The sequence below is a fragment of the Brevundimonas sp. MF30-B genome, from assembly GCF_004683885.1.
Taxonomy (GTDB): Bacteria; Pseudomonadota; Alphaproteobacteria; order Caulobacterales; family Caulobacteraceae; genus Brevundimonas.
In genome coordinates, this window is sequence record NZ_CP038440.1 from 1743080 (window position 1) to 1769477 (window position 26398).

Here is a 26398-nt window from a genome sequence, read left to right on the forward strand (position 1 = left end):
CACCCAGTGCGCAGTCTCAAGGAGAGAGCCCCATGTCCCGCATCTTCATTCCCGCCCTCGCCGCCGCCGCCCTGGTGATGGCCGCGCCGCAGAGCGCCAGCGCCCACGCGCGTCTGGTCTCCTCGACCCCGGCGGCCGGGGCCAGCATCGCCGCGCCGCGGACGGTCAGCCTGACCTTCAGCGAGCGAACCGTGGCCGCGTTCTCCAAACTCGAGATCGAAGATGGGCGCGGCGACCGCACCACGCTGCGCACGACGGTCAGCCGTGACGGCCGAACCCTCACCGCGCCCGTCGGCCGGACCTTGGCGGCCGGCGCCTACACCGTGCACTGGGGCATCGCGTCGGCTGACGGGCATCGCATGACCGGAAGCTACGCCTTCAGCGTCCGCTGATGCTGGATCTCGCCGTCATCGTGCTGCGCGGCGTCCAATACGCCGCGCTCTCCATTCTCGTCGGCCTGCCGGTCTTCATGGTCTACAACCGGACGGCGCTGGAAGGCCTCGACCTGCCTTGGCCGAGGCCGCTGATGATCGCGGCGGCGGGCATCCTGACCCTCGCGGCGCCTGCGGCGCTGCTGGCGCAGACCGCGCTGATGGCGGGGTCGACGGCGGCCGCCCTCGATCCCGAAGCTCTGCGCTTCGTGGCCGCCGGCACGCCCTTGGGCCTCGCCCTCGTCGCGCGCGCGGGCCTGGCCTTGGCGATCCTCGTCGCCTGTGTCGCCCTGCGGCCGGGACGCTGGGTTTGGATGGCTGCGCTCATCCTCGGCCTGGCGGCGGCCGCGACCTTCGGTTGGACCGGGCACGCCGGAGCCACCGAGGGGGCCATGGCCTGGCCGCACCGGGCCTCGACCGTCATTCACGCCGCCGCAGCCTCGGCTTGGCTGGGCGCCCTGGCCGTCTTCGTCATCCTCGCCGCCCGGCCGGTCCGGGATCAGGCCCGGGACGCGGCCCTGACGGCGACGCTGCGGCGGTTCTCCGGCCTGGGCGCGGTGATGGTGGCGCTGCTGGTGGCGACAGGCGTCGCCAACGGCCTGTTTATCGTCGGCTGGTCAAACGCGACGGCGGCCGCCGGAACCGCCTGGGGCCTGCTTCTGGCGTGCAAGCTCGGGCTGTTCGCCGCCATGGTCGGCCTGGCTGCCTGGCATCGGTTCCGCGCGGTTCCGGCGCTCGACCGGAACGGGGCGTCGGAGTGGGCGCGGCTTCGGCTCAGCCTGGGTCTTGAGTTCTTCGCCGGCGGCCTCATTCTGGCGCTGGTCGCCATTCTGGGCGTCCAGCCGCCCCTCGGCGGCTGAGGGGAAGGGCCCCGTGGCGCGTATGACAGTGTGGGGCGTGCGAGAAGAGAGATGAAGGACCCTATCGACATCATGATCGCCGACCCGGCGTCGCGAGACCCGGATTTCTCGGGTCTGGAAGCCGGGGTTTGGGCCCGCGTCGAGGCGCGGGTCGAGCGCGCGCGGGCGCGCCAGCTGCGGTTCGCCATCGTCGCGGTCGCCTTGGTCGCCGGGGTCGCCAACGGCCAGTGGATCGCACCAGCGGCCCAGGCGCGGACGGCGGACGCCGGTCTCTTCCAGCCCGCCGTCGGCCTGGCCGCCCTGACGTCCGCGGAGATGGGCGGATGAGTCCGCGCTGGAAGTCGGTCCTCATCACCGTCCTGCTGGCCGCCCTGGCCAGCGGCGCCGGCGCCTGGCTCGGCGCCAACTGGACCGCGAAACGGCACGCGCCAGCCAGTCTGCACGCCATCATTCATCGCGAGCTGGTGCTGACCGCGGACCAGGAGACCCGACTTGATCGGATCGAAACCGCCTTCGCCGCGCGTCGTGCGCCGCTGGAGAGCCGTTTGCGGGACGCCAACGCCGATCTGGCGCGCGCCATCGCCGCCAACGAAGGCGACAGCCCGGCGGTGCAGGCCTCCGTCGACCAGTATCACGACGCGATGGGCGCTCTGCAGAAGGAGACGATCGCCCACGCTTTCGAAATGCGCGGGGTTCTGACGCCGGATCAGGCGCGCGCCTTCGACGCGGCGGTTGCGGACGCGTTGCTGCAGGACACCCGGTAACCGAGTGGCCGCAGCGGATACGGTCGAAGCGCGCGCCGCGCGCGGCGACAGAGCGGCGTTTTCCGCCCTGATGGCCGAGACCCGCTCTGATCTCCATCGGTTCATCCGCCGCTACGTCGGCGAGGACGGGGAAGCGCACGATGTGCTGCAGGAGACCTATGTCGCCGCCTGGCTGGCGATCGGCCGCTATGACCCGTCACGGTCCTTCGCGACCTGGCTGCGCACCATCGCCGTCAACAAATGCCGCGACTGGGCCCGCAAGCGCACCGTGCGCAGACTGATCCGCGGCGTCGCCGGTCTCGAGAGCCGGGAGGTGCAGGATCTGCCGGAGCCCGCGCCGAGCGCGGAGCATCGCCTCGATGACCGACGTCGCCTGGCGGCGGTGAACCGGGCCATCGACGCCCTGCCGGATCATCTCAAGGCGCCGCTGCTTCTGTCGGTCTTGGAGGGCCGATCCCAGAGCGAGATCGGCGCCATCCTGAATGTCTCGGCCAAGACGGTCGAGACCCGCATCGCCCGGGCGCGCCGGCGGTTGGCGGAGGCCGTTCCCTGAGGGTAGGGTGCGACACATTGAGCGCGAGGCGAGGGCAGGGGCGCGCCCTCGCGTATCCCAAACGACACCTGCGCGCATTGCGCCTTCGCTGCACGGAACCTCCCGTTACATGTCCACGCTTGCCCTCGACCGCCGCGCCTTGCTCAGGGGAGGCGTCCTGACCGGCGGCCTGCTCGCCGCCCAGGGACTTCTGCCCGCCTGGGCCCAGTCCGGATCGCCGGGCATGGGGCCGACCCTCCCGACCCTCAACGGACCGAACGTGGCGCTGAGCGTGGGCCACTCTCCGTTCAGCGTCGGCGGCCGGACCGGCCATGCGATCACGGTCAACGGCACGCTCCCGGCGCCCCTGATCCGGCTGCGTGAAGGACAGAACGTGCGGCTCTCGGTCACCAACACCCTGGACGAAGACACCTCGATCCATTGGCACGGCCTGCTGCTGCCGTTCCAGATGGACGGGGTGCCCGGCATCAGCTTCCCCGGCATCAAGCCGCGCGAAACCTTCCTGTACGAGTTCCCGGTCATTCAGTCCGGCACCTTCTGGTACCACTCGCACTCCGACCTTCAGGAGGCGATGGGCCACTACGGGCCGATCATCATCGATCCAGCGGGCGCGGACCCGGTGGCCTATGATCGGGAGCACGTGCTCGTGCTGTCGGACTGGAGCTTCATGCACCCGCATGAGATCCTCGAGAAGCTGAAGAAGAGCCCAGGCTACTTCAACCGCCAACGCACCACCCTGTCCGGCCTGATCAACGGCGAGGACGGGATGAGCCTGGAGGAGCGTCGGATGTGGGGCGCCATGCGCATGGACCCGCGCGACATCGCCGACGTGAACGGGACGACCTACACCTATCTGGTCAACGGCCACGGTCCGCAGGAGAACTGGACCGGCCTGTTCCGGCCGGGCGAGCGTGTACGGCTGAGGATCATCAACGCCTCGGCCATGTCGATCTTCAACGTCCGCATCCCGGGTCTGGCGATGACCGTGGTCAACGCCGACGGCGAGAATGTGCGGCCCGTGGAGATCGACGAGTTCCAGATCTCGGTCGCCGAGACCTATGACGTCATCGTGCGACCGACTGAGGACCGCGCCTACACCATCGTCTCGGAATCGGTCGACCGCTCCGGCATGGGTCGCGCGACGCTGGCGCCGCGTCTGGGCATGACGGCGGAGGTGCCGCCCCTGCGGCGCGTGCCGACCTTGAGCATGCGGGACATGGGCATGGGGGGCATGGACCACTCCGGCATGGCGGGGATGGACCACTCAGGCATGGCCGGGATGGATCATTCCGCCATGGGCGCCGCGAGCGCCCCGGCGGCCGGCGGCATGGATCACGGCGCCATGGGACACGGCGCCGCCCAGACCGGCACTGCGACGGGGAGCATGGCGGGCATGAGCCACAACATGCGCGACCCGAACAACGCCCCGCCCAACATGGCGGTCGGCGTCGGGGTCGACATGATCGCCCCCATGCCCGCCAACAGACTGGGAGACCGTCCCTTGGGGCTGGCGGACGAGCCGCATCGCGTGCTCGTCTACACCGATCTGGTCTCGCTCTCGCCGAACAAGGACCAAAGACCGCCCTCGCGCGCGTTGGAGATTCACCTGACCGGCAATATGGAGCGCTTCATGTGGGGCTTCGACGGCCGGAAGTTCTCCGAGATCGTCGAGCCCATCCGCTTCGAGCGGGACGAGCGCGTCCGGGTGACCCTGGTGAACGACACCATGATGGCCCACCCCATCCACCTGCACGGGCACTTCTTCGAGCTGGTGACGGGCGGACCCGCAGGGCACCAGCCGCTCAAGCACACCGTCAATGTGGCGCCGGGAGGGAAGGTCACCTTCGATCTGACCGCCGACGCCCCCGGCGACTGGGCCTTCCACTGTCACATGCTCATGCACATGCACGCCGGCATGTTCAACGTCGTCACCGTCCGCCCGCTCGATGGAGAGGCCCGATGATCCGCCTCGCCGTTTCCGCTCTCGCTCTGATGGCCCTCTCGACGCCGGTCGCAGCCCAGGACCACGGCGCTCACGGCGCCCGTCCGCCCGCGGCTCGCCCGCCCGCGACACGGCCCGCGCCCGCCCGCCCGGCACAAGCCGCGCCCGCTCGTCCGGCTCAGGCCGCGCCGGCGCGTCCGCGACCGCCGGCCGCAGCGCCTGAGACGCAGGCCGATCCGCACGCCGGCCATGTCATGCCCGCGGCACCGGCTCCGGCCGGCGCGGCGTCTCCCGACCCGCACGCCGGTCATGAGATGAACGCACCGGCGGCGGCGCCGTCTTCAGACCCGCACGCCGGTCATGCGATGAACGCCCCGGCGACGGTGCCGGCTTCCGCGCAATCGGCCGCCCAGGCCGCCGACCCCCACGCGGGCCATGACATGGCGCCGTCGGCAGGCGCGGCTGCAGCGCAGCCCGCCGATCCGCACGCCGGCCACGACATGTCGGGCATGACCATGGGGGCGCCGAACGTGCCGACCAGCGCCGACAATCCCGGGCGCCCGCCTCAGGCGGCGCCGCCTGCGGGGGCCTTTTCGGGGCCGGCGCACGCCGCCGACGGCGTGTTCGGGGAGACGGCCATGACCGACGCGCGTCGGCTGCTCCTGCGCGAAAACGGCGCGATGACCACCACGGCCGTGGTCATCGACCGGCTGGAGGTCCAGCGGGCCGACGGGCGGGAAAACCTGCTCTGGGACCTGAACGGCTGGACCGGCGGTGACATCAACCGCTTCTGGTGGAAGTCGGAGGGCGACGCGGACTTCGACGGCGAGGCCTCCGGCGAGGTGCAGGCGCTCTACAGCCGGGCGATCAGGCCGTTTTGGGACGTGCAGGCCGGGGTGCGACAGGATTTCGGCGACGATCGCGATGAGACCCATCTGGTGTTGGGGATCCAGGGTCTGGCGCCGCACTGGTGGGAAGTTGACGCCGCCGCCTTCCTCTCGACGCGCGGCGATCTCACCGCCCGGGTGGAGGCGGAGTATGACCAGAGGCTCACGCAGCGGCTGATCCTTCAGCCCCGGTTCGAGATCGAGGCCTCGGCCTCCAACATCCCCGAGCTCGGTGTCGGCTCGGGCTTCAGCCATGTCGAGGCCGGACTGCGTCTTCGCTACGAGTTCTACAAGGAGTTCGCGCCCTATATCGGCGTGGAATGGAGCCGCGACCTGGGGGGCGCCGCGGATTATACGCGCGCCGCCGGCGGCGACCCGGAAACCGTCCGGGCCGTCATCGGCGTACGCGCCTGGTTCTAAGGAGTTGACCATGAAGACCTATGCTCTCATCGCCGCCGGCGTCGCCCTGCTGGCCTCGCCCGTCGTCGCGCAACAGGCGGCTCAGCCGCACGGCGGCGCCCACGCCGGGCACGGCACGACCGCGACGGCCACGCCCGCCCAAGCGTCAGGCGTCGTCACCATCCCAGCGGACGGGGCTATGTTGCAGGGCGCGCCGCAGGCGTTCACCGCGACCTTCCCCCATCCCATGACGCTGAAGTCGGTCAGCATCGCTCCCGCGCGCGGGGAGGCCATCCGCGTCGCGACGCCCGCGGCCGAGGCGGCGACTCGCGTGAGCGTGCCGCTTCCGCCTCTCTCGGCGGGCTCCTACACCCTGACCTGGGTCGCGGACGGCTCCGGGCATGAGATGACAGGCACCGTCCGCTTCATGGTGCACTGACCGCCCCTCTAAGGGGCCGTTAACGCAGGCTCGAGTCCGGATCGGCGGTCGTTTCGTCCGAAGTCAGGGCGGCGGAGGGGCCCAGGCGAAGCGCTTGGGGCTTTCCGGCGTCGTCGGCGTAGAGAATCTCGACGGGGCGGCCGTCATCGACGGCCGCCTGCGCCAGCAGGATCGCGCGCTCAAAAGCTTGCCCGCGGTTGGCATACGGTCCCGCCGTTTCGCCAGCAGAAGCGACACGCCAGCCGAAGCCAGAAGGCAGTATCGCGAAACACACGCTGTTCATCACGGTCCGCCCCCGGCGGCTCGATCCATTGGACCACCAGAGTAGAACCGCTGGCTTAAGCTGGCGCGCATAAACAGGCTTAATGAGCACCTAGGGTTGAGAAGCTATCGTCGCCCGTTGATGGCGGGGCCTAGGCGTCGTGCTCAGGACGTCTTCCCTACGCATCGGCGGGTTGCGACGTCTGCCTCGCGTTGCGGGCGGTAAAGCATGTCTTCAGGTGCGCGTTCACCCCTCCTGCTGACCCGACCCAATGCGTGGTTGGCGAGATGTCCGTGTGGCGGACTTCGAAGTGACGCGCCCGTGCTCGATCGGCCTCATGGGCATCGTTATTCGTACGACGGAGAAGAGGATCGCAACACAGGCGCGATCTGGGTGCGCCAGACCGAGGGGAGCGAGATCGTCAGGAAGGCGAGGAATAGTCTGACACGCGCCGAGGTGAGGCGACCGGGAGGGAAGACGGCGTGGATCGGTTCGGACCGGAGCGGAAGGTGCGGCAGAACGAGCTCGAGCCGGCCGGCGCGAACGTCGTCCGCCACCTCCCAGATCGACTTCTGGATCACGCCCGCGCCCTGGAGGGCCCAAACGTGAGCGAGATCTCCGTCGTTGGTGGTCAGGGCGCCCGTCACCTGAAGCTGGGTGTTGTCGGCGAAGGTCCACACATCACGCGCAGGCCGCCCGAACACGATCGCATCATGGTCGGCCAGGTCGGCGAGGGACGTGGGCCGTCCGCGACGATCGAGATACTCGGGCGAGGCGCACAGGACGGGGAGGTTGTCCGCCAAACGGCGGGTGATGAGGCTTGAGTCAGCGAGCGCTCCAAATCTCACCGCCAGATCGAAGCCGTCCTCGACGAGGTCCACGACGCGGTCGCTGGCGTCCAGGTGCACGCGCAGGCGGGGGTGGTCCTGCTGGAAGGCGTGAACGGTCTCGGCCAAGAACCGCCGACCGAAGGCGAAGGTCGTCGTCACTCTCAGTTGGCCCACGGCGGCGGATTGGCCCCTGGAAACTTCCGCTTCGGCGTCTTCGAGATCGGCGAGCACCCGCGCGGTCCGGGCCTGGAACGCGAGGCCTTCGTCGGTCAGCGATAGACGCCGCGTCGTTCGGTTGACGAGCCGAACGCCCAATCTCTCCTCGAGCCGCGCCAGACGGCGTGAGACAGCGGTCGGCGATTGGCCGAGGTCGCGCGCTGCGGCCGTCAGGCTGCCGCGCTCAGCGATCCGCAGGAAGGTGGCGATATCGGACAGGGACGCGGCGATCATTGCGAAATCCGCACAGCTGATTGGCGCTTCCGCCTGATTATCACATTTCGCGCAAATGCTAGATGGGGGCCAGTCCCAACAGCAGATGAGAGAACCTCAATGAGCGCGCAAACCGTCGTCCTGGTCGCGGGCGTCCACGGCGTATCCGGCAAGGCCGCAGCGACGGCCTGGGCTCGCAAGCCGGGCGTCAAGGTGTACGGCCTGTCCCGGCGCGAGGCCGAACTGCCGCCCGGCGTCGAAGGGATCACCGTCGATCTGCTGGACAGGTCGGACGTCGAGATCAAGCTCGGCGGCCTCAACGATGTGACCCACATCGTGTTCGCCGCCTATGTCGAGAAGGCGTCCGCGGCGGAACGGTCCGAGGTGAACGTCGCCCTGCTGGCCAATCTGGTGGAGGTTGTCGAGGCGGCGTCCCCCAACCTCCGCCACGTCGCCTTCTATCAGGGCGGTAAGGCGTACGGCTCGGATCTAGGACCTTTCAAAACGCCCGCGCGCGAGGATGATCCCCGCTTGATGTCGCCGAACTTCTACTACGACCAAGAGGATTTTCTGCGGCGCCGACAAACCGGCAAGTCTTGGAGCTGGACGGCGCTGCGGCCCGAGGCGATCGTGGGATACGCCACCGGCAACCCCATGAATCTCGGGGTGGCGATCGCCGTCTATGCGACGATTTCGAAAGAGCTCGGCCTGCCGCTGCGCTTCCCGGGGTCGCCGGACGCCTACGACGCCCTGTATCAAGTCACCGACGCCGGTTTGCTGGCGGAGGCCACCGTATGGGCGGGCGACGAACCGAAGGCCGCCAACGAGATCTTCAACCTCACCAACGGCGACCAGTTTCGCTGGCGGCACATGTGGCCCCGGATCGCGCGGATGTTCGACATGGAGGTGGCCGAGCCCGTGCCGATGCCCCTGACGGCTTATATGACAGACAAGGCGGAGCTGTGGGCGCGGATCGTCGAGAAACACGATCTGCAGCCGACGGCCTATGACCGGCTGGCGACCTGGTCGTTCGCCGACTTCATCTTCTCGAGCGGCTACGACAACGTCTCAAGCACGATCAAGGCGCGGCTCGCCGGCTTCCACGGCTGTGTGGACAGTGAAGACCTGTTCCGCACCTTCTTCGCGTCCTTGCGCGAGGACAGGGTGATCCCCTGACCGGCTCGCGGGCCGATCTGGCTTAGCCTGAGCGGCCCGCCGCTCACCCTGACGCCGTCTGGTGGCCCGCTCTGGTTCGACCGAGCCAGGACGGGACGGCGCCGGGGGAGGCCCCGGCGCTCGTGAGCATCCTGACCATGCGACCGATGGGGACGCCGTCTTCCGGCGCCGGCCTTGTGTCGGACGGCGGCGTTGGGATCAGTGCGCGGCGCCGCGGCCGTGGGCCGATGCCTCGAAGGTCAGGGTTGCGTTGTTGGTGACGAACCGATCGCCGGGCCGTGACGGGGCGTCGATGGTGACGGCGACCAGCATGACCGGCCCGCTCAGATCGTCTTCAAGCTGTAGACGGCCCTCGGCGTCCGTCACGACGGAGCGGCGTTCGTCCGCACCGAACCGGACGACGACCGGGTGCGCCGCCAGCGGCTGGCCGTTTCTGACCAGTTGAACCGCGACCGGGCTTGCACGACCCGATTCGAACTGCGGCAGGAACTCCACCTCCAGTCCCGTCGGTCCCTGGGCCGATGGTGTGCAGGTCTCGAAGCATACGAGCGATTTCGCCAGCCGGCGCGATCGAATCTGCAGCGTCGCGCCGGCGGGCAACAGACGGTGCACCGTCGCAATGTCCTCGGCCGCGAACGGATGCTCCTCGAGATAGGTCTCGACCTGGTCCGGACGCCAGTTGGATTCTCCCCAAACCGTTTGCAGCGTCACGACGGCCATGCCTTCCTCGACGCTGGAGACCGTCAGCCGCAGCGACTGCCGCTGAGCGTCCACGGCGACGCGGGCGGGCTTCCCGTTCACGGTGGCCCGCGCCTCGCCGACCCGGGTCAGCGGCGAGCCGACGTTGAGCGCGGGGAAGTCCGACGACGAGGTCGCGTGAACGATGAGAGGTTGCCCCGCCGGTCCGATGAACCGCTCCGGAACGAGGAAGAAGTCATGGGCGCCGGCGGCGCCGGCGACGAGGCTGAGACTCGCCGCCAGGGTCAGCATCAGACGGGTGTTCATTGCAGGAGAGGCCTTCTGTGATGGGATTTGCTTCTGGACGTGGCGTCTAAGGCGGGATCAGAAACGCGCCGTCAGCCCGACGTAGTACCGGCGACCGATCACGTCGTAGGTGGACGGGTCGGTGTTGGCGGCGATCGCGGGCGCGTAGACCGGCGGCTGTTCGTCCGTCAGATTGTTCACGCCCGCGCGAAGGGAGACGGCCTGGTTGATCTGATATCCGGCGTTCAGATCGAAGTAGTGGATGGCGTCGATGACCTGGCTCCGATTGTTGAAGTTCTCGACCTCGCCCTGGTAGCGCCAGCGCATCCCGAGCGTCCAAGGCTCCAGCGTCCAGCTCAGGGTCGAAAGCGCCTTCCATTCCGGGAGGGTCAGGCCGAAGCTGTTGGAGACGGTGCCCTTGCGATCGGTGAAGGGGCCGCCGGGGATGTCCTGGCGCTCCCATTCCAGCAGCCGCGTGCCGGTGACGTTGAGGGCCAGCGCGCCCCAATCCGGCGCACCGATGTCGACCAGGTCCAAGCGCCAGTCGACCTGGAAATCGACGCCCTGGGTCTTGAGCGTGCCTAGGTTGGCGTTGGTCTCGAAGGTGCTGGTGATCTGGCCCGAGTTCGGATCTCGACTGAACAGGCGGCAGAAGAAGTTGTTCGGATCGTAGGTCGGGTTGGACGCGCCGTCCTGATTGTAGCAGCGGCGCAGCTGTTCGGTCGTCGACACCGTGCCGACCACCTGTTCGATGGTGATGTCGTAGTAGTCGATCGAGCCGGACAAGCCGCTCAGCCATGGGTTCGACAAAGGCGACTGCCAGATGGCGCCGATCGTGAAGGAGTCGGCGGTCTCCTCCTGCAGATCGGGATTGCCGCCGGTGAGGCCGGAGACCTGCGAGTTCGAGAAGGTGTAGGAGTCGATCACCTGCGTCGGAACATTCTGAGCCAGACACAGGCTTCGCACCGCGGCGGCGTTGGCGGCGCCCGGCGCGCGATAGGCGCCGCGGATGTCGCAGGGATCGCCCGAGAACTGGCGAACGCCGGTGGAGGATACGGGCACGCCGATCGATGGGAAGCTCAGGTTCTGAGCGGCGAAAAGCTCACCGATCGAGGGCGCCCGCACCGCGCGCTGCACGCCGCCGCGCAGGCGCAATCCGTCCACCGCCTCCCAACTGAAATCCGCCTTGTAGGACGCCACCTGACCGATGGTGTCGTAGTCGGAGACGCGATACCCCAGATTGGTCTCCAACCGGCGAATGAACGGCAGATCGGCGAGCAATGGGATCAACACCTCGCCGTAGAGTTCCGACACCGTGTCCGACCCCGACAGCGGCGTGCCGGAGTTGCCGGCGAGCTCCGGGCCGGTGACGCCGTTGAGCGTGAAGGTGCTGAGCAACAGGTTGTCGGGCGAGAAGTCGTAGTTCTGCTCGCGGTAGGTCGCGCCGACCGCCGCCCGCACCTCGCCGGCGGGAAGGGTGAAAAGCCCCCCCTGGAGGTTCGCCTCGACCACCCGCTGGTCGTTTGTGGTCTTGTTGCGCGGCACGCGGCTGACATAGGCGATGCAGCTGGCGCTGAGCGGATTGGCGCCGAAGGGGTTGAACCCGCCGGTGCAGAGCGAGGCGCCGCCGTCCGGCGCCTCTAGGAGCCGCTGGACGGCAGAGCGCGACAGATAGCCAGTGTATTCGGTGTCGTTGTCGACCCGGCCGTAGGACAGATAGACGTCGTAGGTCCAGTCCCGCAGGCCGGTCAGATCGCCGCGCAAGCCCGTCGTGATCTGATAGACGCTGTAGTCTTCGTTCTGTCGGCGCGGACCGAGCTCATTGAACCGCTTGTCCAGCCGGAAGCTTCCGCCCGGATTGGGCCGGGAGTTCAGGACGCTTCGCAACTCCGCCGGAATGAAGGGATTGGTCGACGGGATGCGGAAGCCGGTGGTGGGCCCGGTGCCGGGATTGGAAGCCAGCTGGTTGCCGGCCTCATACTGGGAGAACAGGACATCCGCGTAGAATTCGACCGACTCGGCGATGTCGTAGCTCGCCGCGGCGTACACATTGTAGCGGGTCTGGGGGATGATCAGGTAGTTGCGATCGACCGTGCTGTAGGTGAAGTCCGTCTGCTGCAGCGGACCCGGCGTGCGGAACCCTTCGTAGTCGATGCCGCCGGGGCTGACGTAGTCGCGCGCGCCCTGATAGGTGAACAGCGTGCCGTTGTTGTTGAAGCCGAAGGTGTCGCCCCGGGCGGCCCCGGGAACCGCGGCGTTGACGGCGGCGGCCGTCGGCAGATTGGTGGCGTCGAACACCGTCGACCCGAGCGGCGAGGTGCCGGCGAACCCTCCGATGAGCGAGAAGTCGCGACGGGCGTTGAGCACCGACGCCCGGTTCGAGTAGCCCGCCGACAGAACGGCGCGCCCGCGCCCCTCGGCGAAGCCGCCGCCGAGGGTCAGGCTGACCGCTTCCGCTTCGGCGTCGCCTCGGTCGGAGACGCCGTACTGGGCGTCCAGTTTGAAGCCCTCGAAGCGGCGGTCGAGCAGGAAGTTGAGCACGCCGCCGACGGCGTCCGACCCGTAGGTCGAAGACGCTCCGCCGGTGATGGTCTCGATGCTGGAGATCAGCGGCGTAGGCAGCAGGTTGAGATCGACGACCGACGACGCGTTCGACGGGACGATCCGGCGACCCTCGAGCAGCACGAGCGTGCGGGTCGAGCCCAAGCCGCGGAGCTGGACATTGGCCTGTCCCGCCAGGTTCGGGCTGTTCGAGGCCGCATTGCCCAGGGCGGTGAACTGCGGCAGATCGTTGACCAGGCTCTCGATGTTGACGGATCCCGTGGCCTGGAAGTCTTCCTGGTTCACGGTCACGATGGGGCTGTTGGCGATGTAGTCCTGTCTGGCGATGCGGGAGCCCGTCACGATCACCGCATCGAGTTCCGTGGCCGATGGGGGGGATTGGGGTTCGGCCTGATCCTGAGCCGCCGCGGGCACGGCCGTCGCGGCCGCGGCGAGCGTGAGCCCAGTCAGGATCGAAGAGGCGACGAGACGGCGCTTGAAAGACGTGGTGGCCAAAGGCTTTCCCCCAGTGACATTATGGCCGGATCGCGGCCCCCTCTTGCGCTCTACGCGCCGCATCAGGGCTCCCCTCGTCCATCAGCAAAAATTTGCTACTCGATGCTGATGGAGTGTGCTGTTGAGGTTGAATCATCCCCTAGCGACGCAATCTAGGGTGCATAAGTGTTGGTCTTCCCGCCTACTTCACGCTGTGGCGCGGAGCGGGGCGATGGCGGCCGGCGTCGGACCCGTCGCTTCTGATCGATGAGGCGACCGGCTGGCGACATGGGCAGCGAGGGCAGGCTTGATCGGCCCCTTCTTAAAAGGCGGCCGGGACCTCGGGCTGTCGCGGCTACACTCACAGCCCGGCGTCGGCGCAGCGCGCCTTGAGGAAAAAGGAAGGGAGGCGGCGGGCGCTCCGGGTGGAGCCGCAGAAGGAGGAGGCCGCCATGACACCCCAAGCCGATTTGGCCCCGATGACCGTTCCCCGTCATCGGCCGTCATCGACCGACCCGTTCGAGGGGCCGGACGACGAGACGCTGCTGGCGCACATGCTGGCGCGCACGGCGCCCTCGGGTCAGGCGGGCAGGATGGCCGCGCTTCTGTTCGAGCGCTTCGGCGGATTGGCGGAGATCACGGCGGCTGATGATCCAGAGCTGACGCGGATCGACGGGATCGACGCGGCGGTCTTGGCGGATCTCAAGACGCTTCGTCGGCTCTGTGAGCGCCTGGCGCGCACCCGGGCGTCCGCGCGACCGGCGCTGTCGTCCTGGACGGCGGTGCTGGCCTATGCCCGCGTCGCTCTGGGCGGAGCGCCACGCGAGCAGTTCCGGGCCCTGTATCTCGACAGGAAGAACCAGCTCCTGAAAGATGAGCTGGTGGGGTTCGGGACGGTGGACCACGCTCCGGTGTACAACGCTGGCCCCGGCCGCGTGGCGCGGCTCGGCCGAATCCCCGACATCGAGGAGACCCGAAACTACGTCGCCACTGTCGTCGACTGTTACCTGGCCCTGACCGCGGGACAGGCGCTGACCAGTTCCAACCAATGCCGTCCGCGAGCGACGCCATGACGCCCGCTGGTTCCGACCTGACCGATGTCGCCGCGCCGGAAGACCGTCTGCTGACCCGATCGGAAGCGTCGGCCGAACTCGCCGCGCTCGGCATCCGTTTGAAGCCATCCACCTTGGCGCGACTCTGGTCGACGGGCTCTAACGGACCGCCTTGCCGCCACGTGCGCTCCAAGCCGCTCTATCCCTTGGGTCTGCTGCGTGTCTGGGCTCAAGACCAGATGACGGAGGTGCGTTCCGGCGCGCCGGCGGCGGCGCGGGGTCGGCGTCATGGGTAGCGAGGCGCCGCTGGCGGGAGCGGATCGCTCCATCCCAAACGTGCTCGCCGATCCGGCCGCAAGCTTCGCGCTCAAGACCGTTCTGATCGAATGGCGCGATCGGGACGTCGTCGATGCGGCGGCCGACGCCCGCACGTTGTGCGACCTGCTCGAGGCGCGGTGCGACCGCTGGCTGGCGGCGGGATCATGACTTTCCGCATAGACGGGGAGGCGGTGGCCTCGGGCGGACGCGACGACCGGCTCCTGGGCTGGGAGCGGGTCCAGGATCTGGTCGGCATCAGCCGGTCTACGGCCTGGCGTCTGCAACGGGCCGGTGATTTCCCCAAGCCCGTGCAGCTGTCCCCGGGACGGGTCGGCTGGTGGGAAAGCGAGCTGACGGCCTGGAAGACGTCGCGCGGCGGTGAGACCCCTGCGGTGCGCAAGCCGCCGCGAGCGCCCCGGCTGCCTGGTCTGGCGCGCCCCGTTCCGACGCCCCTCGCCAAGACCGCCCCGCCGCCAACCGAACTGGACCGGTCGCGCGTCCCATCGCGAAAACGGCGTCGAAAGACGCCGATCGCGTCTCAGCAGATCGACTTCGGCTTCTGATCCGACGGGACCGGTCCGCAGTTCGCGGCATCAGGATCCGCCCGCAGGGGGCGCGACAGACGCCTGGAGCCTTCAGGTGCGGCGATGGGGGCGACCGGACCTTCAGCCGAGTCGGACATTGACCGCCGCCGTCTTGCCGGTCCGACCGTCCTCCTCGAGATCGTAGGCGACGGTTTGTCCTTCGGAGAGCTCCTGCAGGCCGGTCCGGTTCAGCGATCGGGCGTGGACGAAGACGTCGTCGCCGCCCCCTTCGGGCTGAATGAAACCGAACCCCTTGGTCGGATCGAACCATTTGACGACGCCCCGCCCGGAGCCTCGCTTCTCCCGGCGAGCCGCCGGAAAACGCGGCGGCGCAGGCGCCGGCCGCGCTGGACGCTCCGGACGCGAGGCCCGCGCCGTCACCGTCAGGTCGACGGCTGAAGATCGGCCGCTGCGGCGATCGGCTTCCAGTTCGAAGCCGACGGCGTCACCCTCGTTCAGGGCGATCAGCCCGGCGGCCTGGACGGCCGAGATGTGGACGAAGACATCCGGGCCGCCGCCCTCCGTGGCGATGAAGCCGAAGCCTTTCGCGGCGTTGAAGAATTTGACGACGCCCTGCGGCATACAGCGGCCTCCCGATGAGTGGGTCGAAGATACTGGGTCGGCGGAGTCGGCGCCAGTCTGGCCGCCTGGCTTGCCGGCTTCGCCGAAGCGGCCGGCGCTGGCTGCGGCCAGCCCTTGCTAGGCCACAGGCCGGTCCGGGCTCGTCCCTGGAAACGGCGTGCGGGCCGCGGGCGGGTTGATCCAAGCCTGGACCGGGCGGTCGAACCCGTAACGGAACAGCGCCGCGCCGATGAAGGCGGCCGCCACGCCGGCTCCCCACACCGCCCACCGGATGGGCTCCGGCCACTCGGCCTGACCCAGGGCGTCGGCGGCGGCGAACCAGACGATGCGGGTCACCTCGTTGGTGAGGAAAAGGGCGAAGGCCATTAGGCCGAGCGCCTCGATCACTCGCGAGGGGCGAACCACAGGCAGGGCGCCGGCCGCCCAGATCATCACGGTCAGCAACGCCAGCGACACAAGCCCCGCCTCTCCGATCATCTGAACGATCACGAAGGCGGCGAAGGCGGCGAGGCCCAAGGCGCCCGCAACGCGGGGCGAGACATAATGGCGCGCGCCCAGCTGTGCGGCGGCGACGCCGAGCAGGAAGAGCGGCAGCGCCCGCAGGAAGCCGTGGCGCAGCGGCAGGCGGTAGAGCGGATCGCCGAGAAAGGCGCGGCTCGCGAGATCGGCGGCGAGGAAGAGCGTCACGGCCCCGGCAGCCGCCATCCAGGCGGGGCGCCGCCACAGCCCCCGACAGACCCAAGGCAGGAGCAGGTAGCAGCCGAGCAGGGCCGACAGAGTCCAGGTCGGAGCGTTCCATCCCTGGCCGCCGGGAACACCGTAGGCCTGAACGAGCATCACCTGGGCAGGGAGCTGGCCCCAGTCGAACCACAGCGGATTGCTGGGGCGAATCCCGAAGAGGGCGGCGGCGGCGACCAGGGTGGCGAGAGCGGCGATGACCACGAGATGGGCCGGCACGAGCCGCAGGAGGCGCTGGCGGACGTAGGCGGGGAACGACGCGGTCCTCGCGGCGAAGCGATCGCCGTAGATCCGGGCGAGGATGTAGCCGGAATCGATGATGAAGAAGTTGGTCAGCAGGTAGCCGCGGTCGAAGGCGGGATGGACCTCGCCCAGTGGGACGGGCGCGGCCTGCCGGAAATGATAAAGGACGATGAGCGCGCCGGCCGTGAACCGAAGCACGTCCAGCCAGCCGCCTCGGGCGAGGCGCGGCGGCGCGGGGGCGGTCAGTGTTGTCGTCATCGGGCCGGGTCCAGATGGGCATGGGCTACGCGCGGTTCGACACGCAGGTCGTGACGGACGGCGTAAAGCGCCGCCGTCCCGACGATCCCCGCCAAGGCAAAGGGCAGCAGGAGAAGGCGGGCGCGGCGATCCCGAGGTCCCAGGATCGCGGCGCCCCCGATCAAGACCACCATCAGCAGACCGTAGGCCATGGCCAGGGGGAGGTGGAAGGTCGCGGCGACGGAGACGGACAACAGAAGGACGAAGACGCCGACGATCAGGGCGGCGGCTGCGGCTACGAGCGTGTCGAGGACAGGCCGTGGCGTGCGGCGCCGGACGACGACCTTCGGCCTTCGCCGACGGCGGTATCGCCCCGCCTTCCAGCGGGGCGCCTCGCTGCGAATGACGCCGCGCCTTCCCAACTCAGGGCGCCGCGGTCACCGGCGCGGCCGGCTGACGCGCCCGCCACACCCGCCTGCGCAGCATGTCCGCCTCCTGACGGCCGACGACCTCATCGGTCCAGCCCCGCACCTCCGTACCCTCGCCGTTCTGCAGGCCCATATGGGCCATGGCGACCGCGCCGTCCTGATGGACGATCATGCCCGGCGTGAAGTCGACGTCGGTGTCGCCGCTATAGTCGATCGCGTTGGCGCGACCGGTCGAAAAGATCGGCACGAGGCGTTTATGGGTCATTCGGCGGCTCCGGCCCGAGAGGCCGCTCGGGCGTCGCGGAGGATCCCCACGCCGCCCTTGGCCGCGATGGCGGCGACGATGACCCCGACCAGCAAATCCGGCCAGGACTGGTCGAGCCACATCACCAGTCCGCCCGCGACGAGAATGCCGCCGTTGGACGCGAAGTCGTTGAGGCTGAAGGTCTCGGCCGCCTTCATGTTGACGTCGCCGCTGTGCTGCCGACGGATCAGCAGCAGGCAGACCAGATTGATCACGGCCGCGACAACGGCCAGCACCATCATGGTCGGCCCGACCGGCTCCGTCCCGGTCAGGGTTCGCCGCAGCGCGTCCAGCAAGACGAGCGCGGCGAAGATCAGCAGCATGACGCCCGAAACCTGGGCCGCCCGCGTCTTCCACACCAGCGCCCGGCCGACGGCGAGAAAGCTGATCAGATAAACCGCCGCGTCAGAGCCGTTGTCGATCGCGTTGGCGAGCAGGGCGCTGGAATCGGCGGCGAGACCGCCGATCCCGAGAACGACGAACAGGGCGGCGTTCAGGGCCAGCACCACGAGCAGGGTGCGACGCTGGACCTGTTCTGTGTCGTGCGCCCCGCTCATTCGTCGAGCCCTTCGGCCGACCGGTGCTTGACGGCCTTGGCCGCGAAAGTCGGCAGGACCAGCAGGGTCAGGGCCGTCGCCGTCAGCAGGCCGCCGATGACGACAGTGGCCAGAGGCTTCTGCACCTCGGCGCCCGCGCCGTGGGCGATGGCCATCGGGATGAAGCCGACAATGGCGACCAGGGCCGTCGTCAGCACCGCCCGCAGACGGCTGGTGGCGCCCTCGATGGCGGCGTCACGGGGATTGGCTCCCGCTGTCAATCGCTCCCGGATCGCCTGCATCAGGACCAGGCCGTTCAGGGTGGCGACGCCGGAGACGGCGATGAAGCCGACCGCCGCCGAGACCGAGAACGGCATGCCTCTGAGCAGCAGGGCCAGCGCTCCGCCGACCAGGGCGAGAGGGACGCAGGCGAAGACCAGACCGGCCTCCGCGAACGACCCCAGGGCCATGAACAGGAGGATGCCGATGAGGACGAAGACGATAGGAATGACCAGACCCAGACGCTGTTCGGCGCGTTTGAGGTTCTCGAACTGACCGCCCCAGTCGAGGCGAACTCCGGTCGGAAGCTGGATCTGATCGACCCGCTGCTGGGCGTCGGTGACGAAGCCGCCCAGATCGCGGCCGCGGACGTTGGCCTGCACCACCATCCGGCGGCTGCCGTCGTTGCGGCTGATCTGGTTGGGGCCCTCCGCGCTCTCGATTCGCGCCACCGAAGACAGCGGCGCCGTCACGCCCGTCGGCGACACGATCGGAAGAGCGGCCAGGGCCGCCGGATTGTTACGCGTCTCGTCGGGAAGACGGACCACGACGTCGAAGCGGCGATCACCCTCGAAGATGCGGCCGGCCTCGGCGCCGCCGATGGCGGCCGAGACCGCCTCGGAGACATCGGCGGCCGACAGGCCGTAGTTGGCCGCGGCGAAGCGGTCGACGCTGATGGTCAGGGTCGGCAGGCCGGAGGCCTGTTCGACGCGGACGTCGGCCGAGCCCTCGGTGTCCCGGAGCGCCGTCGCCACCTGGTCGGCGATCCGCTGCAGGGTGTCGAAGTCGTCGCCATAGACCATGACGGCCAGGTCGGTCCGCACGCCCGAGATCAGTTCGTTGAACCGCAGTTCGATCGGCTGGCTGAACTCGAAATTATTGCCGATCTGCTGGTTGGCCAGGTCCTCGAACCGCTCGAGAAGGGCGTCCTTCCCGAGACCGCGATCGGGCCAGTCCCTGCGGTCCTTGAGGACGATGACGCTGTCGGAGATGTTCGGCGGCATCGGGTCCACGGCGGCCTCGGCCGTGCCGGTGCGCGAGAACATGGTCTCGACCTCCGGCTGGGCCGTGATCGCCCGCTCCAGCGCCATCTGCATGGCGAGGGACTGCTCCAGCGAGGCGGACGGCACCCGCAGGGCCTGCATGGCGATGTCGCCCTCGTCCAGGGTCGGGATGAACTCCCGACCCAGGGTGGTGAAGGCGATGCCGCCGACCACGACGGCGGCGAGGGCCGAGGCCAGAACGAACTTCGGCCGGCCGACCGCCGCGCGGATGGCCGGCTCGATGAATCGCCGGGCCTTCCTGAGGATGAAGGTCTCGTGTTCGTGAGCGTGGCCGTGCTCGTCGACCTGGACCGTCTTGGGGTCCCGCACCAGCAGGGCCGTCATCGCCGGTACGAAGGTGAAGGAGAAGATGAAGGCGCCGACCAGGGCCAGCATCACCGTCGCCCCCATGGGGATGAAGGTCTTGCCCTCGACACCCTCGAGCATCAGCAGCGGGGTGAAGACAAGGAGGATGATCAGCTGGCCGAAGGCGGCCGGTTTGACCATCTGTCGGGCCGCTGCTGCGGCGACGCCGAGGCGTTCCCGCCGTGTCAGCATCCGCCCGGCCTCGGCCCGCTTCTGGCTGAGCCTGAGCAGGGTGTTCTCGACCACGACGACGGCGCCGTCGACCAGCAAGCCGAAGTCAAGGGCGCCGAGGCTCATCAGGTTTCCGCTGATGCCGAACCGGTTCATGCCGATGACCGCGAACAGGAAGCTGACCGGGATCATCAGCGCCGTGATCGTGGCCGCCCGGATGTTGCCGAGCAGCAGGAACAGCACGACGATGACCAGGAGCGCGCCCTCGGTCAGATTGCGGGCCACGGTGGCGATGGTGGAGTTCACCAGGGCCGAGCGGTCCAGGACCGTTACCGCCTCGATGCCCGGGGGCAGCGTGCTCTGAACGTCTTCAAGACGCTCGCCCGCCGCCTGGGCCACCGTGCGGCTGTTGCCGCCGGCGATCATCAGGGCGGTGCCGAGCACGGCCTCATGACCGTCGCGACTGGCGCCGCCCAGTCGCGGCGCCTGGCCGACCTCGACCGTGGCCACGTCAGCGACCCGCACGACCAGGCCGCCGCGATTGACGACCGGGGCCTGGGCCAGGTCCTCGATCGTCAGAGCCAAGGCGTCGGTGCGCACCGTCAGGGCCTCGCCGGCGCGCTGGACATAGCCGGCGCCGGCCTGGGTGTTGGCCCGGTCCAACGCCCGCACCAGGTCGCCCAAGCCGAGGCCGTAGGCGGAAAGCCGTGCAGGGTCGGGCCGCACAGCGTATTCCTTGACATAGCCGCCGACGGTGTCGACCCCGGCCAGGCCGGATGTCGTCCGCATCTGCGGAACGATGATCCAGTCCTGAACGGTCCGCAGATAGGTGGCGCGCGCTTGGGGCGTGGTCAGCAGCTCGCCCTCGGGCGTGAGGTAGTGTCCGCCAGCCTGCCAGCCAGGCTGTCCCGGTCGGGCCAGATTGTCCGCGTTGAACGGCTTGTAGTCGACCGTCCACATCAGCACCTCGCCGAGCCCCGTGGTGATCGGCGCCATGGCCGGCTCCACCCCTTCGGGCATGGCTTCGCGCGCGCCGGCCAGCCGTTCGGCGACCTGCTGACGCGCGAAATAGATGTCGGTCTGGTCGGTGAAGATGACAGTGACCTGGCTGAAGCCGTTGCGGCTCAGCGACCGCGTGCTCTGCAATCCCGGGATCCCCGCCATGGCGGTCTCGATCGGGTAGGTGACCTGCCGCTCTATCTGTTCGGGTGCGAGGGCCGGCGCGACCGTGGTCACCTGCACCTGCCGGTTGGTGATGTCAGGAACCGCGTCGATGGGCAGTTTGGTGAGCTGGAACAGGCCCCAGGCCGCGACCAGGGCCGTGGCGAGGACGACGAACCAGCGGAAACGGACGGAGGCCTCGATGATGAGCTTGAACATGCGCGCCTCCTTAGTGACCGTGCTCGGCCTCGCCCTTGGCCAACTCGGCCTTGAGCAGGAAGGCGTTTGCGGCGGCGATCCGCTCAGAGCCGGTCAGACCGCGCAGGACTTCGGTGCGCCCGCCGGCCTGGCGACCGGCCAGGATCGGGACGGCCTGGAAACCGCCGCCGACCTGGACGAAGACGACGGTGTTTCCCTCGACGGTCTGGACCGCCTCGGTCGGCACGGTCATTCCGCCGCTGGCCTGTCCGGTCACGACGGAGCCCATGACAGCCGATCCGGCGGGGGGCAGGGTCGCGCCCGACGGGCGGGCGCGGATGACCGTGGCCCCGCTTTCGCCGGCGCCGGCGCCGGCCGCGACGCCGGTAACCACGGCATCGAACTCTCCGTTCGGACCCGAGACGCGCAGAGGCGCGCCCGGTCGGACGCTCGCGGCCAAGGCCGGCGGGGCGTTGAACACCAGTTCGACACGCGCCGGGTTGGTCACCTCCGCAACCACGCCGCCTTGGGCGACGAAGCCGCCGGGGCCGACCTGGACGCTGGTGACGACCCCAGTGATCGGCGTCGTGACGCTCAATCGACCTGATGCATTGGGGGACCCGGCCGCAGACGCGCGGGCGCGCGCCGCACGGGCCGTGGCCTGGGCGCTCAACGCCTCGGCGTGAGACACCTCGGCTTCGCGCCTCGAGACGACCCCCTGATCAGCCAGTTCCTCGTCGCGGCCATGAGCCTGCTCGGCTGCGACATAGGCCGCCTGGGCCGCGTCCGCCTCGGCCCGCAGGCTGGCGGCGTCGCCGCTGACGAGGCTGACGAGCGACTGGCCGACGCGGACCGACTGCCCCGGCGCCACAAGAACCCGCTCGACACGGCCGCCCACGGTCGCCGCCACAGCGGCGCGGGAATCGATCATCGGCTCGACGCGGCCGGCGAAACGGGTTTCGCCGCCGCCGCCGCCGCCGACGCTGACGACGGCGATGCCCGCCGCCTGGATCTGGGCGGTGGTGAGCATGACGCGTCCTTCCGGCGCCTCGACCTCGCCGGCATGCTCGCCTTCGCTTTCACCCTCGGCGTGGCCCGCCTCGCCTTCGGCGGCCGGGGGTGTCGGGGCGTCACCAGGGCGGGAGGCGAGCCAGAGGCCGCCGCCCCCGAGACCGATAATGGCGGCGGCGCCGCCGATCAGAAGGCTCTTGTTGGATGGGCGCTTGCGCATCATTCGGCTCCTTGGAACGGGGCGCGGCCGTCAAGGCGCGCGAGATCAATTTCGGCGCGGACGCGGGCGATGCGGGCGTCGACGGCGGCGGCGCGGGCGGAAACCAGGGCCGTACGGGTGGCGCGCAGCTCCAGCTGGGAGATGCGCCCCGCCTCGAAGCCGATGCGGGACAGGCGATAGGCTTCCTCAGCCGCGGTCACGCCGGCGTCCGCGGCGCTGACGCGGCTGACCGAGGCCGACAGCCGCGCCTGCGCGGCCGCCCGGTCGGCGCGAGCCTCCTGCCGTGCATTGAGCAGACGGGCGTCCGCGGCGCGGAACTCGGCCTGGGCGGCGTCGATGTTCCCCCGATTGCGGTCGAACAGGGGCAGCGGCAGGCTGAGACCGACGGTGAGGGCGGTGGCGTCCTCGGCTTCGTATCGACGCACGCCGATGCTGGCGTTCACGTCCGGTCGCCCCTGGATCCGGGCGGCGGTGATCCGGCGTTCGGCCGCCTCCCGTTCGGCCTCGGCGACCCGCACCGGCAGAGCGTCGCCGGTGGCGAGAGGAACCGTGGCGGGCACATCGTTCAGAAGGCTGTCGTCCACCCGGGTGACCGGTGTCGGAAGGAGCGCGACGGCGGTCAGGCGCGCATAGGCGGCCTCGCGTTCCGCCACCGCCTCATCAAGGGCTGCGCGCGCGGCGGCGGCCTCGCTCTCGCCCTGAATGCCCCGCAGCAGGGGCTCGCGTCCTTCCTCGACGAGGATCAACGCGGCCCGGGCGTCGGCGAGCGTCAGGGTGAGCGTTTCCTCGGCGAGTTCGGCGCGTCGCTGAGCGGCTTCGGCTTCGGCGTAGGTGAGCGCCAGCCGCCCGGCCGCGTCGATCACCGCCAGATCGCGCTGAAGGGCGACGGTCCCGGCCTCGGCGCGGGCGAGGGCGACGCGGGCGGGCCGACGGCCCCAGAGCTCCAGGTCCTTGCTGATCGCGAGCGTGGTCTCGGCGTTGTCAAAGCCGGAGAAAGGGCCCGATCCGAAGGCGTTCTCGATGTCCAGGCCCAGAACAGGGTTGGCTCGAACCCCGGCTTGACGAACCCGCGCTTCGGCGGCGTCGAGATTGGCGTCCGCCTCAAGGGTGGCGGGGGTTTGATCCAGCCGGGCGAGAAGATCGGCGTAGGACGGCGCGGGATCGGCCCACGCGGGGGCGGCGAGGGCGGTCGCCAGGGCGACGAGCGCGCAGCCGACCGCGAGACGCGGTGACCGGCGATATGAGGGAGACATGGTTCATGGGTTCCAGAGTTTCTGACACGGAGGCGCGCGCGGGCGCGCGGAGTCCGGTCAGGCTCTGGGCGGTCGAATCAGACCTTCGGGTGCGAAGGAGGCCCGGCTGTCGGTTGACGGAAAGGTGTGGACGGGCCGGGCGTGGAGCTCCAGCGCCAGGTCGTTCGCGGCGTCAGTCCGCGCCGAGGCGGTGTGATGGCAGTGGCCGTGAGCGCAAAGCTCCTTGGAGCCGCCATGATCGCCTTGGGCGGGATCGTGATCGACCGCGGCGTGCGCCGCTGGCGGTTCAGGCGAGCAGGTGGCGGCGTCCGCGACAGGCGCGACGACGAAGGCCGCGACCAAAAGGGTCGCCGCCAGCATCAGTCTCACCCATGTCGCGCTCGACCAGGCCATCGCCCGCTGCATACGTTCGATCGCCGGGTCCAGCAATCTGTTACAGAGTCCGCCTCCGACGTCCGAAGCCCCCGAGGCAGGGCGAATCAGCGACCGCGGCAGGCTCGTGCGGCGACCGGTCACAGCAGGGGCGGTCAACCAGCGCTCAATACCAGACAGTCGCCAGACATCGTCAGGCGCGTCTGTGGAAAATTGCGCTGGTCAGTTCGTCGCTGAAAATCGCGCGGGACACCCGATCGCCCATCCCGGACATGGCGAATCAGGTGGTCTGTTTCGGCGCGGGCAGGCCCTGATCGCAGCCCGCAGGCAAACGATCGCGTTCCGCGGCTGACCAAAGCTGAAACGATGTGATGCGCCCTGCATGCGCTCACGCAGTTTCGTGCAGCCGGGGGGGATAGCGGGGGGTAAAGAGGTGTGGCTGAGAAAATCTCTAGCTTTAACAACACCTGACCGAGACGAGTGGCTCCGCGGGTAGGATTCGAACCTACGACCAGCCGATTAACAGTCGGCTGCTCTACCACTGAGCTACCGCGGAACAGCTGCTCGGGAGGCGGGCCTATAGCAGCGGCCTTCCGGATCGTGCAACGGGAAATATGCCCGAATTGAACCTGATTTCGATCCAAAACGCCGACGACCCCCGCATCGCCGCCTTCCGCGACATCCGCGAGCGCGATCTGACGGGCCGAGAGGGGCTGTTTGTCGCGGAAGGGGAGGTGGTGCTGCGCGTTCTGGCGTCGGCGGAGTCGCTGTGCCGCCCGCGCGCGGTGCTGATCGCCGAGCAGCGTCTGGAGAAGGTGAGGCCGATTCTGAAGAATCTGCCCGACGGCACGCCGATCCATCTGGCGCCGCAGGGCGTGCTGGACGCGATCGCCGGCTTTCATCTGCACCGCGGCATTCTGGCCATGGGCGAGAAGCCCCAGGCGCGGACGCTGGATTCGATTCTGGACGGCATGAGGCAGGGCGGGGTGCTGCTCGCCGCCTGCGGCATCGGCAATCACGACAACATGGGCGGCCTGTTCCGCAATGCGGCGGCGTTTGGCGCGGGCGGCCTGTTGCTGGACGACCGCTGCTGCGATCCGTTCTATCGCAAGGCCATTCGGGTTTCGGCCGGCGCCGTGCTGCGCACGCCAATGGCCGTCGCGGGGTCAGGTCCGGCGATGGTCGAGGCGCTGCTGGCGCGCGGCGTCGAGGTGTTGGCCTTCACGCCAGGCGCGGGTGATCGGCTGGCCGCGCTGTCGCGTTCGAGCACGCCCAGGGCGATTCTGATGGGGTCGGAGGGGCCGGGCCTGCCCGCCTCGATCATCGCGCGCTGCCGGGCGGTGCGAATCCCCATGGCGGGCGGATTCGATTCGCTGAACGTCGCCGCCACGAGCGCGGTGGCCCTGCATCAGCTGACGCAGGTCGGTCTGTAAATCTAGAGGGAAACTCGCGATGGAGGCCTGACCGGGAATCGAACCCGGGTGCAAGGATTTGCAGTCCTCTGCGTCACCACTCCGCCATCAGGCCGTCACCTCGAAAGGTGCCGCTCCATCGCGAGGCGGGTTCGCTATCAGATCGGATTGTCCCCTGCAACGCACGGACCTATAAGCGCCTTCGATTTCGCCCCTTTTTGTCGGGGCCTGCCCAAGGACTCTGGATCGATGGATTTCGCCGCCGCGCGCAAGGTCATGGTGGACTCGCAAGTCCGCGTGAACGACGTCACCGATCGCGCCATCCAGGGGGCCATGCTGGCCGTCGAGCGCGAACGCTATTGCGCCGCTGATCGCCAGGCTTCGGCCTATGCCGATGTGACGCCGCAGATCGTGGGCGAGCGCAAGCTGATGCTGCCGCGCGACCTGTCCAAGCTGCTGCAGGCGCTGGACGCACGCGAGGGCGAGCGGGCCCTGGCCGTCGCCGGCCCCTACGGAGCCGCCGTGCTGAGCCGCATGGGCCTGAAGGCCACCGCCCAGGATTCGGCCGAGGTGCTGGCCGTCACGTCCGCCGCCCTGGCCGATGACGGCGTCGAGACGGTCGAGGGCGACCTGAGCCAGCCGGTGGGCGAGGGCTGGGACGTGATGATCAGCGAGGGCGCGGTGACGCATCGTCCGCAGGCCTGGATCGACGCCTTGCGCGTCGGCGGGCGTCTGGCGGTGGTCGAGCGGACCGGGCCGGTGGGCAAGGCCGTGCTTTATGTGCGCGGGGAGCAGGGCGTGTCGCGTCGCGAACTGTTCGACGCGGCGGCGCCGGTTTTGGACGTCTTCACCCCGGCCCCCGCCTTTGCGCTTTGAAAGCGACGGGTTCTTCTGGCGC

Annotated in this window: 28 protein-coding genes and 2 tRNA genes; 15 read left to right on the forward strand and 15 right to left on the reverse strand. The window is 69.2% G+C overall.

The annotated features are described in order from the left end of the window. Positions 1 to 32 precede the first annotated feature (32 nt). The 8 genes from copC to E4M01_RS08895 all read left to right on the forward strand — a co-directional run bounded on the left by copC (position 33) and on the right by E4M01_RS08895 (position 6275). A complete protein-coding gene (gene copC / locus E4M01_RS08860; protein ID WP_135063316.1) occupies positions 33 to 392 on the forward strand; it encodes a copper homeostasis periplasmic binding protein CopC in 360 nt (119 codons plus the stop codon). Then, positions 392 to 1291 (forward strand): copper homeostasis membrane protein CopD, encoded by a 900-nt coding sequence (gene copD / locus E4M01_RS08865; protein ID WP_135063314.1) that lies wholly within the window; start codon positions 392 to 394, stop codon positions 1289 to 1291. Before copC ends, copD begins: the two co-directional genes overlap by 1 nt. Positions 1292 to 1342: 51 nt before the next feature. Further along, entirely contained in the window at positions 1343 to 1618 is a 276-nt protein-coding gene (locus tag E4M01_RS08870; RefSeq protein WP_135063312.1) for a hypothetical protein, read from the forward strand. Then, positions 1615 to 2055, forward strand: coding sequence for a Spy/CpxP family protein refolding chaperone (locus tag E4M01_RS08875; protein ID WP_135063310.1), 441 nt, complete (start codon positions 1615 to 1617; stop codon positions 2053 to 2055). The genes E4M01_RS08870 and E4M01_RS08875 overlap by 4 nt, the downstream gene beginning before the upstream one ends. A gap of 4 nt (positions 2056 to 2059) precedes the next feature. Then, positions 2060 to 2608, forward strand: coding sequence for an RNA polymerase sigma factor (locus E4M01_RS08880; protein ID WP_245158233.1), 549 nt, complete (start codon positions 2060 to 2062; stop codon positions 2606 to 2608). A gap of 109 nt (positions 2609 to 2717) precedes the next feature. After that, the gene (locus E4M01_RS08885; RefSeq protein ID WP_135063308.1) at positions 2718 to 4571 is read left to right on the forward strand and encodes a copper resistance system multicopper oxidase; all 1854 of its coding nucleotides are present in this window, start codon (positions 2718 to 2720) and stop codon (positions 4569 to 4571) included. Next, positions 4568 to 5857, forward strand: a complete 1290-nt coding sequence (locus E4M01_RS14525; protein WP_135063306.1) for a copper resistance protein B — start codon at positions 4568 to 4570, stop codon at positions 5855 to 5857. Before E4M01_RS08885 ends, E4M01_RS14525 begins: the two co-directional genes overlap by 4 nt. Before the next feature lie 10 nt (positions 5858 to 5867). After that, on the forward strand, positions 5868 to 6275 hold the full coding sequence (locus E4M01_RS08895; RefSeq protein ID WP_135063304.1) for a copper resistance protein CopC: 408 nt from the start codon (positions 5868 to 5870) through the stop codon (positions 6273 to 6275). Between the two features lie 19 nt (positions 6276 to 6294). Here the strand turns inward: E4M01_RS08895 and E4M01_RS08900 are convergent, their stop codons facing one another. After that, positions 6295 to 6558 carry a hypothetical protein gene (locus tag E4M01_RS08900; protein WP_167765353.1) on the reverse strand — a complete coding sequence of 88 codons (264 nt, stop codon included), beginning with the start codon at positions 6556 to 6558 and terminating at the stop codon, positions 6295 to 6297. 326 nt (positions 6559 to 6884) lie between these two features. Then, positions 6885 to 7817: a LysR family transcriptional regulator gene (locus tag E4M01_RS08905; protein WP_135063300.1), complete on the reverse strand. Its 933-nt coding sequence runs from the start codon at positions 7815 to 7817 to the stop codon at positions 6885 to 6887. Between the two features lie 99 nt (positions 7818 to 7916). Between E4M01_RS08905 and E4M01_RS08910 the strand changes: the two genes are divergently transcribed. Then, positions 7917 to 8972 (forward strand): SDR family oxidoreductase, encoded by a 1056-nt coding sequence (locus tag E4M01_RS08910; RefSeq protein WP_135063298.1) that lies wholly within the window; start codon positions 7917 to 7919, stop codon positions 8970 to 8972. Between the two features lie 198 nt (positions 8973 to 9170). Here the strand turns inward: E4M01_RS08910 and E4M01_RS08915 are convergent, their stop codons facing one another. Together E4M01_RS08915 and E4M01_RS08920 are read right to left on the reverse strand one after the other, a co-directional pair. Further along, the gene (locus E4M01_RS08915; protein WP_135063296.1) at positions 9171 to 9977 is read right to left on the reverse strand and encodes a DUF4198 domain-containing protein; all 807 of its coding nucleotides are present in this window, start codon (positions 9975 to 9977) and stop codon (positions 9171 to 9173) included. A 57-nt stretch (positions 9978 to 10034) separates the two neighbouring features. Then, positions 10035 to 13013, reverse strand: a complete 2979-nt coding sequence (locus E4M01_RS08920; protein ID WP_135063294.1) for a TonB-dependent receptor domain-containing protein — start codon at positions 13011 to 13013, stop codon at positions 10035 to 10037. Between the two features lie 431 nt (positions 13014 to 13444). Between E4M01_RS08920 and E4M01_RS08925 the strand changes: the two genes are divergently transcribed. Genes E4M01_RS08925 through E4M01_RS08940 form a run of 4 tightly spaced genes read left to right on the forward strand, consistent with a single transcriptional unit; the run spans position 13445 to position 14925 of the window. Continuing rightward, positions 13445 to 14065 carry a JAB domain-containing protein gene (locus E4M01_RS08925; protein WP_135063292.1) on the forward strand — a complete coding sequence of 207 codons (621 nt, stop codon included), beginning with the start codon at positions 13445 to 13447 and terminating at the stop codon, positions 14063 to 14065. Next, positions 14062 to 14340 (forward strand): hypothetical protein, encoded by a 279-nt coding sequence (locus E4M01_RS08930; RefSeq protein ID WP_135063290.1) that lies wholly within the window; start codon positions 14062 to 14064, stop codon positions 14338 to 14340. The genes E4M01_RS08925 and E4M01_RS08930 overlap by 4 nt, the downstream gene beginning before the upstream one ends. Further along, entirely contained in the window at positions 14333 to 14530 is a 198-nt protein-coding gene (locus tag E4M01_RS08935) for a hypothetical protein (protein ID WP_135063288.1), read from the forward strand. Before E4M01_RS08930 ends, E4M01_RS08935 begins: the two co-directional genes overlap by 8 nt. Then, a complete protein-coding gene (locus E4M01_RS08940; RefSeq protein ID WP_135063286.1) occupies positions 14527 to 14925 on the forward strand; it encodes an AlpA family transcriptional regulator in 399 nt (132 codons plus the stop codon). Before E4M01_RS08935 ends, E4M01_RS08940 begins: the two co-directional genes overlap by 4 nt. A 102-nt stretch (positions 14926 to 15027) precedes the next feature. Here the strand turns inward: E4M01_RS08940 and E4M01_RS14645 are convergent, their stop codons facing one another. The 10 genes from E4M01_RS14645 to E4M01_RS08990 all read right to left on the reverse strand — a co-directional run bounded on the left by E4M01_RS14645 (position 15028) and on the right by E4M01_RS08990 (position 24644). After that, positions 15028 to 15528 (reverse strand): cold-shock protein, encoded by a 501-nt coding sequence (locus tag E4M01_RS14645; RefSeq protein ID WP_135063284.1) that lies wholly within the window; start codon positions 15526 to 15528, stop codon positions 15028 to 15030. Between the two features lie 117 nt (positions 15529 to 15645). Beyond that, positions 15646 to 16767 carry an acyltransferase gene (locus E4M01_RS08950; protein WP_135063282.1) on the reverse strand — a complete coding sequence of 374 codons (1122 nt, stop codon included), beginning with the start codon at positions 16765 to 16767 and terminating at the stop codon, positions 15646 to 15648. Next, the gene (locus tag E4M01_RS08955; protein ID WP_135063280.1) at positions 16764 to 17000 is read right to left on the reverse strand and encodes a hypothetical protein; all 237 of its coding nucleotides are present in this window, start codon (positions 16998 to 17000) and stop codon (positions 16764 to 16766) included. The genes E4M01_RS08950 and E4M01_RS08955 overlap by 4 nt, the downstream gene beginning before the upstream one ends. 169 nt (positions 17001 to 17169) lie before the next feature. Continuing rightward, a complete protein-coding gene (locus E4M01_RS08960) occupies positions 17170 to 17439 on the reverse strand; it encodes a DUF305 domain-containing protein (RefSeq protein WP_135063278.1) in 270 nt (89 codons plus the stop codon). Next, positions 17436 to 18035, reverse strand: coding sequence for a cation transporter (locus E4M01_RS08965; protein ID WP_135063276.1), 600 nt, complete (start codon positions 18033 to 18035; stop codon positions 17436 to 17438). Before E4M01_RS08965 ends, E4M01_RS08960 begins: the two co-directional genes overlap by 4 nt. Next, positions 18032 to 21253 carry an efflux RND transporter permease subunit gene (locus tag E4M01_RS08970; protein WP_135063274.1) on the reverse strand — a complete coding sequence of 1074 codons (3222 nt, stop codon included), beginning with the start codon at positions 21251 to 21253 and terminating at the stop codon, positions 18032 to 18034. The genes E4M01_RS08965 and E4M01_RS08970 overlap by 4 nt, the downstream gene beginning before the upstream one ends. 10 nt (positions 21254 to 21263) lie before the next feature. Beyond that, the gene (locus E4M01_RS08975) at positions 21264 to 22463 is read right to left on the reverse strand and encodes an efflux RND transporter periplasmic adaptor subunit (protein ID WP_135063618.1); all 1200 of its coding nucleotides are present in this window, start codon (positions 22461 to 22463) and stop codon (positions 21264 to 21266) included. Then, entirely contained in the window at positions 22463 to 23716 is a 1254-nt protein-coding gene (locus E4M01_RS08980) for a TolC family protein (RefSeq protein ID WP_135063272.1), read from the reverse strand. The genes E4M01_RS08975 and E4M01_RS08980 overlap by 1 nt, the downstream gene beginning before the upstream one ends. Before the next feature lie 57 nt (positions 23717 to 23773). After that, complete coding sequence (locus E4M01_RS08985) at positions 23774 to 24076, reverse strand: hypothetical protein (RefSeq protein WP_245158230.1); 303 nt, start codon at positions 24074 to 24076, stop codon at positions 23774 to 23776. Positions 24077 to 24569: 493 nt separating this feature from the next. Continuing rightward, positions 24570 to 24644: transfer RNA gene (locus tag E4M01_RS08990), tRNA-Asn, on the reverse strand. A 58-nt stretch (positions 24645 to 24702) separates the two neighbouring features. Here E4M01_RS08990 and E4M01_RS08995 point away from each other — a divergent pair. Beyond that, a complete protein-coding gene (locus E4M01_RS08995) occupies positions 24703 to 25521 on the forward strand; it encodes an RNA methyltransferase (RefSeq protein WP_167765347.1) in 819 nt (272 codons plus the stop codon). Between the two features lie 20 nt (positions 25522 to 25541). Here the strand turns inward: E4M01_RS08995 and E4M01_RS09000 are convergent. Then, positions 25542 to 25615: transfer RNA gene (locus tag E4M01_RS09000), tRNA-Cys, on the reverse strand. Between the two features lie 134 nt (positions 25616 to 25749). Here E4M01_RS09000 and E4M01_RS09005 point away from each other — a divergent pair. Then, the gene (locus tag E4M01_RS09005; protein ID WP_135063268.1) at positions 25750 to 26376 is read left to right on the forward strand and encodes a protein-L-isoaspartate O-methyltransferase; all 627 of its coding nucleotides are present in this window, start codon (positions 25750 to 25752) and stop codon (positions 26374 to 26376) included. The last annotated feature ends 22 nt before the right edge of the window (positions 26377 to 26398 follow it).

Excerpts from the sequence above, each read along its gene's own strand:
- copC (WP_135063316.1), top strand. The coding sequence starts at position 33 with ATGTCCCGCATCTTCATTCCCGCCCTCGCCGCCGCCGCCCTGGTGATG.
- E4M01_RS08930 (WP_135063290.1), top strand. The coding sequence starts at position 14,062 with ATGACGCCCGCTGGTTCCGACCTGACCGATGTCGCCGCGCCGGAAGAC.
- E4M01_RS08915 (WP_135063296.1), bottom strand. The coding sequence starts at position 9,977 with ATGAACACCCGTCTGATGCTGACCCTGGCGGCGAGTCTCAGCCTCGTC.
- E4M01_RS08925 (WP_135063292.1), top strand. The coding sequence starts at position 13,445 with ATGACACCCCAAGCCGATTTGGCCCCGATGACCGTTCCCCGTCATCGG.
- E4M01_RS08885 (WP_135063308.1), top strand. The coding sequence starts at position 2,718 with ATGTCCACGCTTGCCCTCGACCGCCGCGCCTTGCTCAGGGGAGGCGTC.
- E4M01_RS08895 (WP_135063304.1), top strand. The coding sequence starts at position 5,868 with ATGAAGACCTATGCTCTCATCGCCGCCGGCGTCGCCCTGCTGGCCTCG.
- E4M01_RS08905 (WP_135063300.1), bottom strand. The coding sequence starts at position 7,817 with ATGATCGCCGCGTCCCTGTCCGATATCGCCACCTTCCTGCGGATCGCT.
- E4M01_RS08980 (WP_135063272.1), bottom strand. The coding sequence starts at position 23,716 with ATGTCTCCCTCATATCGCCGGTCACCGCGTCTCGCGGTCGGCTGCGCG.
- copD (WP_135063314.1), top strand. The coding sequence starts at position 392 with ATGCTGGATCTCGCCGTCATCGTGCTGCGCGGCGTCCAATACGCCGCG.
- E4M01_RS08985 (WP_245158230.1), bottom strand. The coding sequence starts at position 24,076 with ATGCTGGCGGCGACCCTTTTGGTCGCGGCCTTCGTCGTCGCGCCTGTC.
- E4M01_RS08995 (WP_167765347.1), top strand. The coding sequence starts at position 24,703 with ATGCCCGAATTGAACCTGATTTCGATCCAAAACGCCGACGACCCCCGC.
- E4M01_RS08935 (WP_135063288.1), top strand. The coding sequence starts at position 14,333 with ATGGGTAGCGAGGCGCCGCTGGCGGGAGCGGATCGCTCCATCCCAAAC.
- E4M01_RS14645 (WP_135063284.1), bottom strand. The coding sequence starts at position 15,528 with ATGCCGCAGGGCGTCGTCAAATTCTTCAACGCCGCGAAAGGCTTCGGC.
- E4M01_RS08975 (WP_135063618.1), bottom strand. The coding sequence starts at position 22,463 with ATGCGCAAGCGCCCATCCAACAAGAGCCTTCTGATCGGCGGCGCCGCC.
- E4M01_RS09005 (WP_135063268.1), top strand. The coding sequence starts at position 25,750 with ATGGATTTCGCCGCCGCGCGCAAGGTCATGGTGGACTCGCAAGTCCGC.
- E4M01_RS08900 (WP_167765353.1), bottom strand. The coding sequence starts at position 6,558 with ATGAACAGCGTGTGTTTCGCGATACTGCCTTCTGGCTTCGGCTGGCGT.
- E4M01_RS08965 (WP_135063276.1), bottom strand. The coding sequence starts at position 18,035 with ATGAGCGGGGCGCACGACACAGAACAGGTCCAGCGTCGCACCCTGCTC.
- E4M01_RS08910 (WP_135063298.1), top strand. The coding sequence starts at position 7,917 with ATGAGCGCGCAAACCGTCGTCCTGGTCGCGGGCGTCCACGGCGTATCC.
- E4M01_RS08970 (WP_135063274.1), bottom strand. The coding sequence starts at position 21,253 with ATGTTCAAGCTCATCATCGAGGCCTCCGTCCGTTTCCGCTGGTTCGTC.
- E4M01_RS08950 (WP_135063282.1), bottom strand. The coding sequence starts at position 16,767 with ATGACGACAACACTGACCGCCCCCGCGCCGCCGCGCCTCGCCCGAGGC.
- E4M01_RS08875 (WP_135063310.1), top strand. The coding sequence starts at position 1,615 with ATGAGTCCGCGCTGGAAGTCGGTCCTCATCACCGTCCTGCTGGCCGCC.
- E4M01_RS14525 (WP_135063306.1), top strand. The coding sequence starts at position 4,568 with ATGATCCGCCTCGCCGTTTCCGCTCTCGCTCTGATGGCCCTCTCGACG.
- E4M01_RS08940 (WP_135063286.1), top strand. The coding sequence starts at position 14,527 with ATGACTTTCCGCATAGACGGGGAGGCGGTGGCCTCGGGCGGACGCGAC.
- E4M01_RS08960 (WP_135063278.1), bottom strand. The coding sequence starts at position 17,439 with ATGACCCATAAACGCCTCGTGCCGATCTTTTCGACCGGTCGCGCCAAC.
- E4M01_RS08870 (WP_135063312.1), top strand. The coding sequence starts at position 1,343 with ATGAAGGACCCTATCGACATCATGATCGCCGACCCGGCGTCGCGAGAC.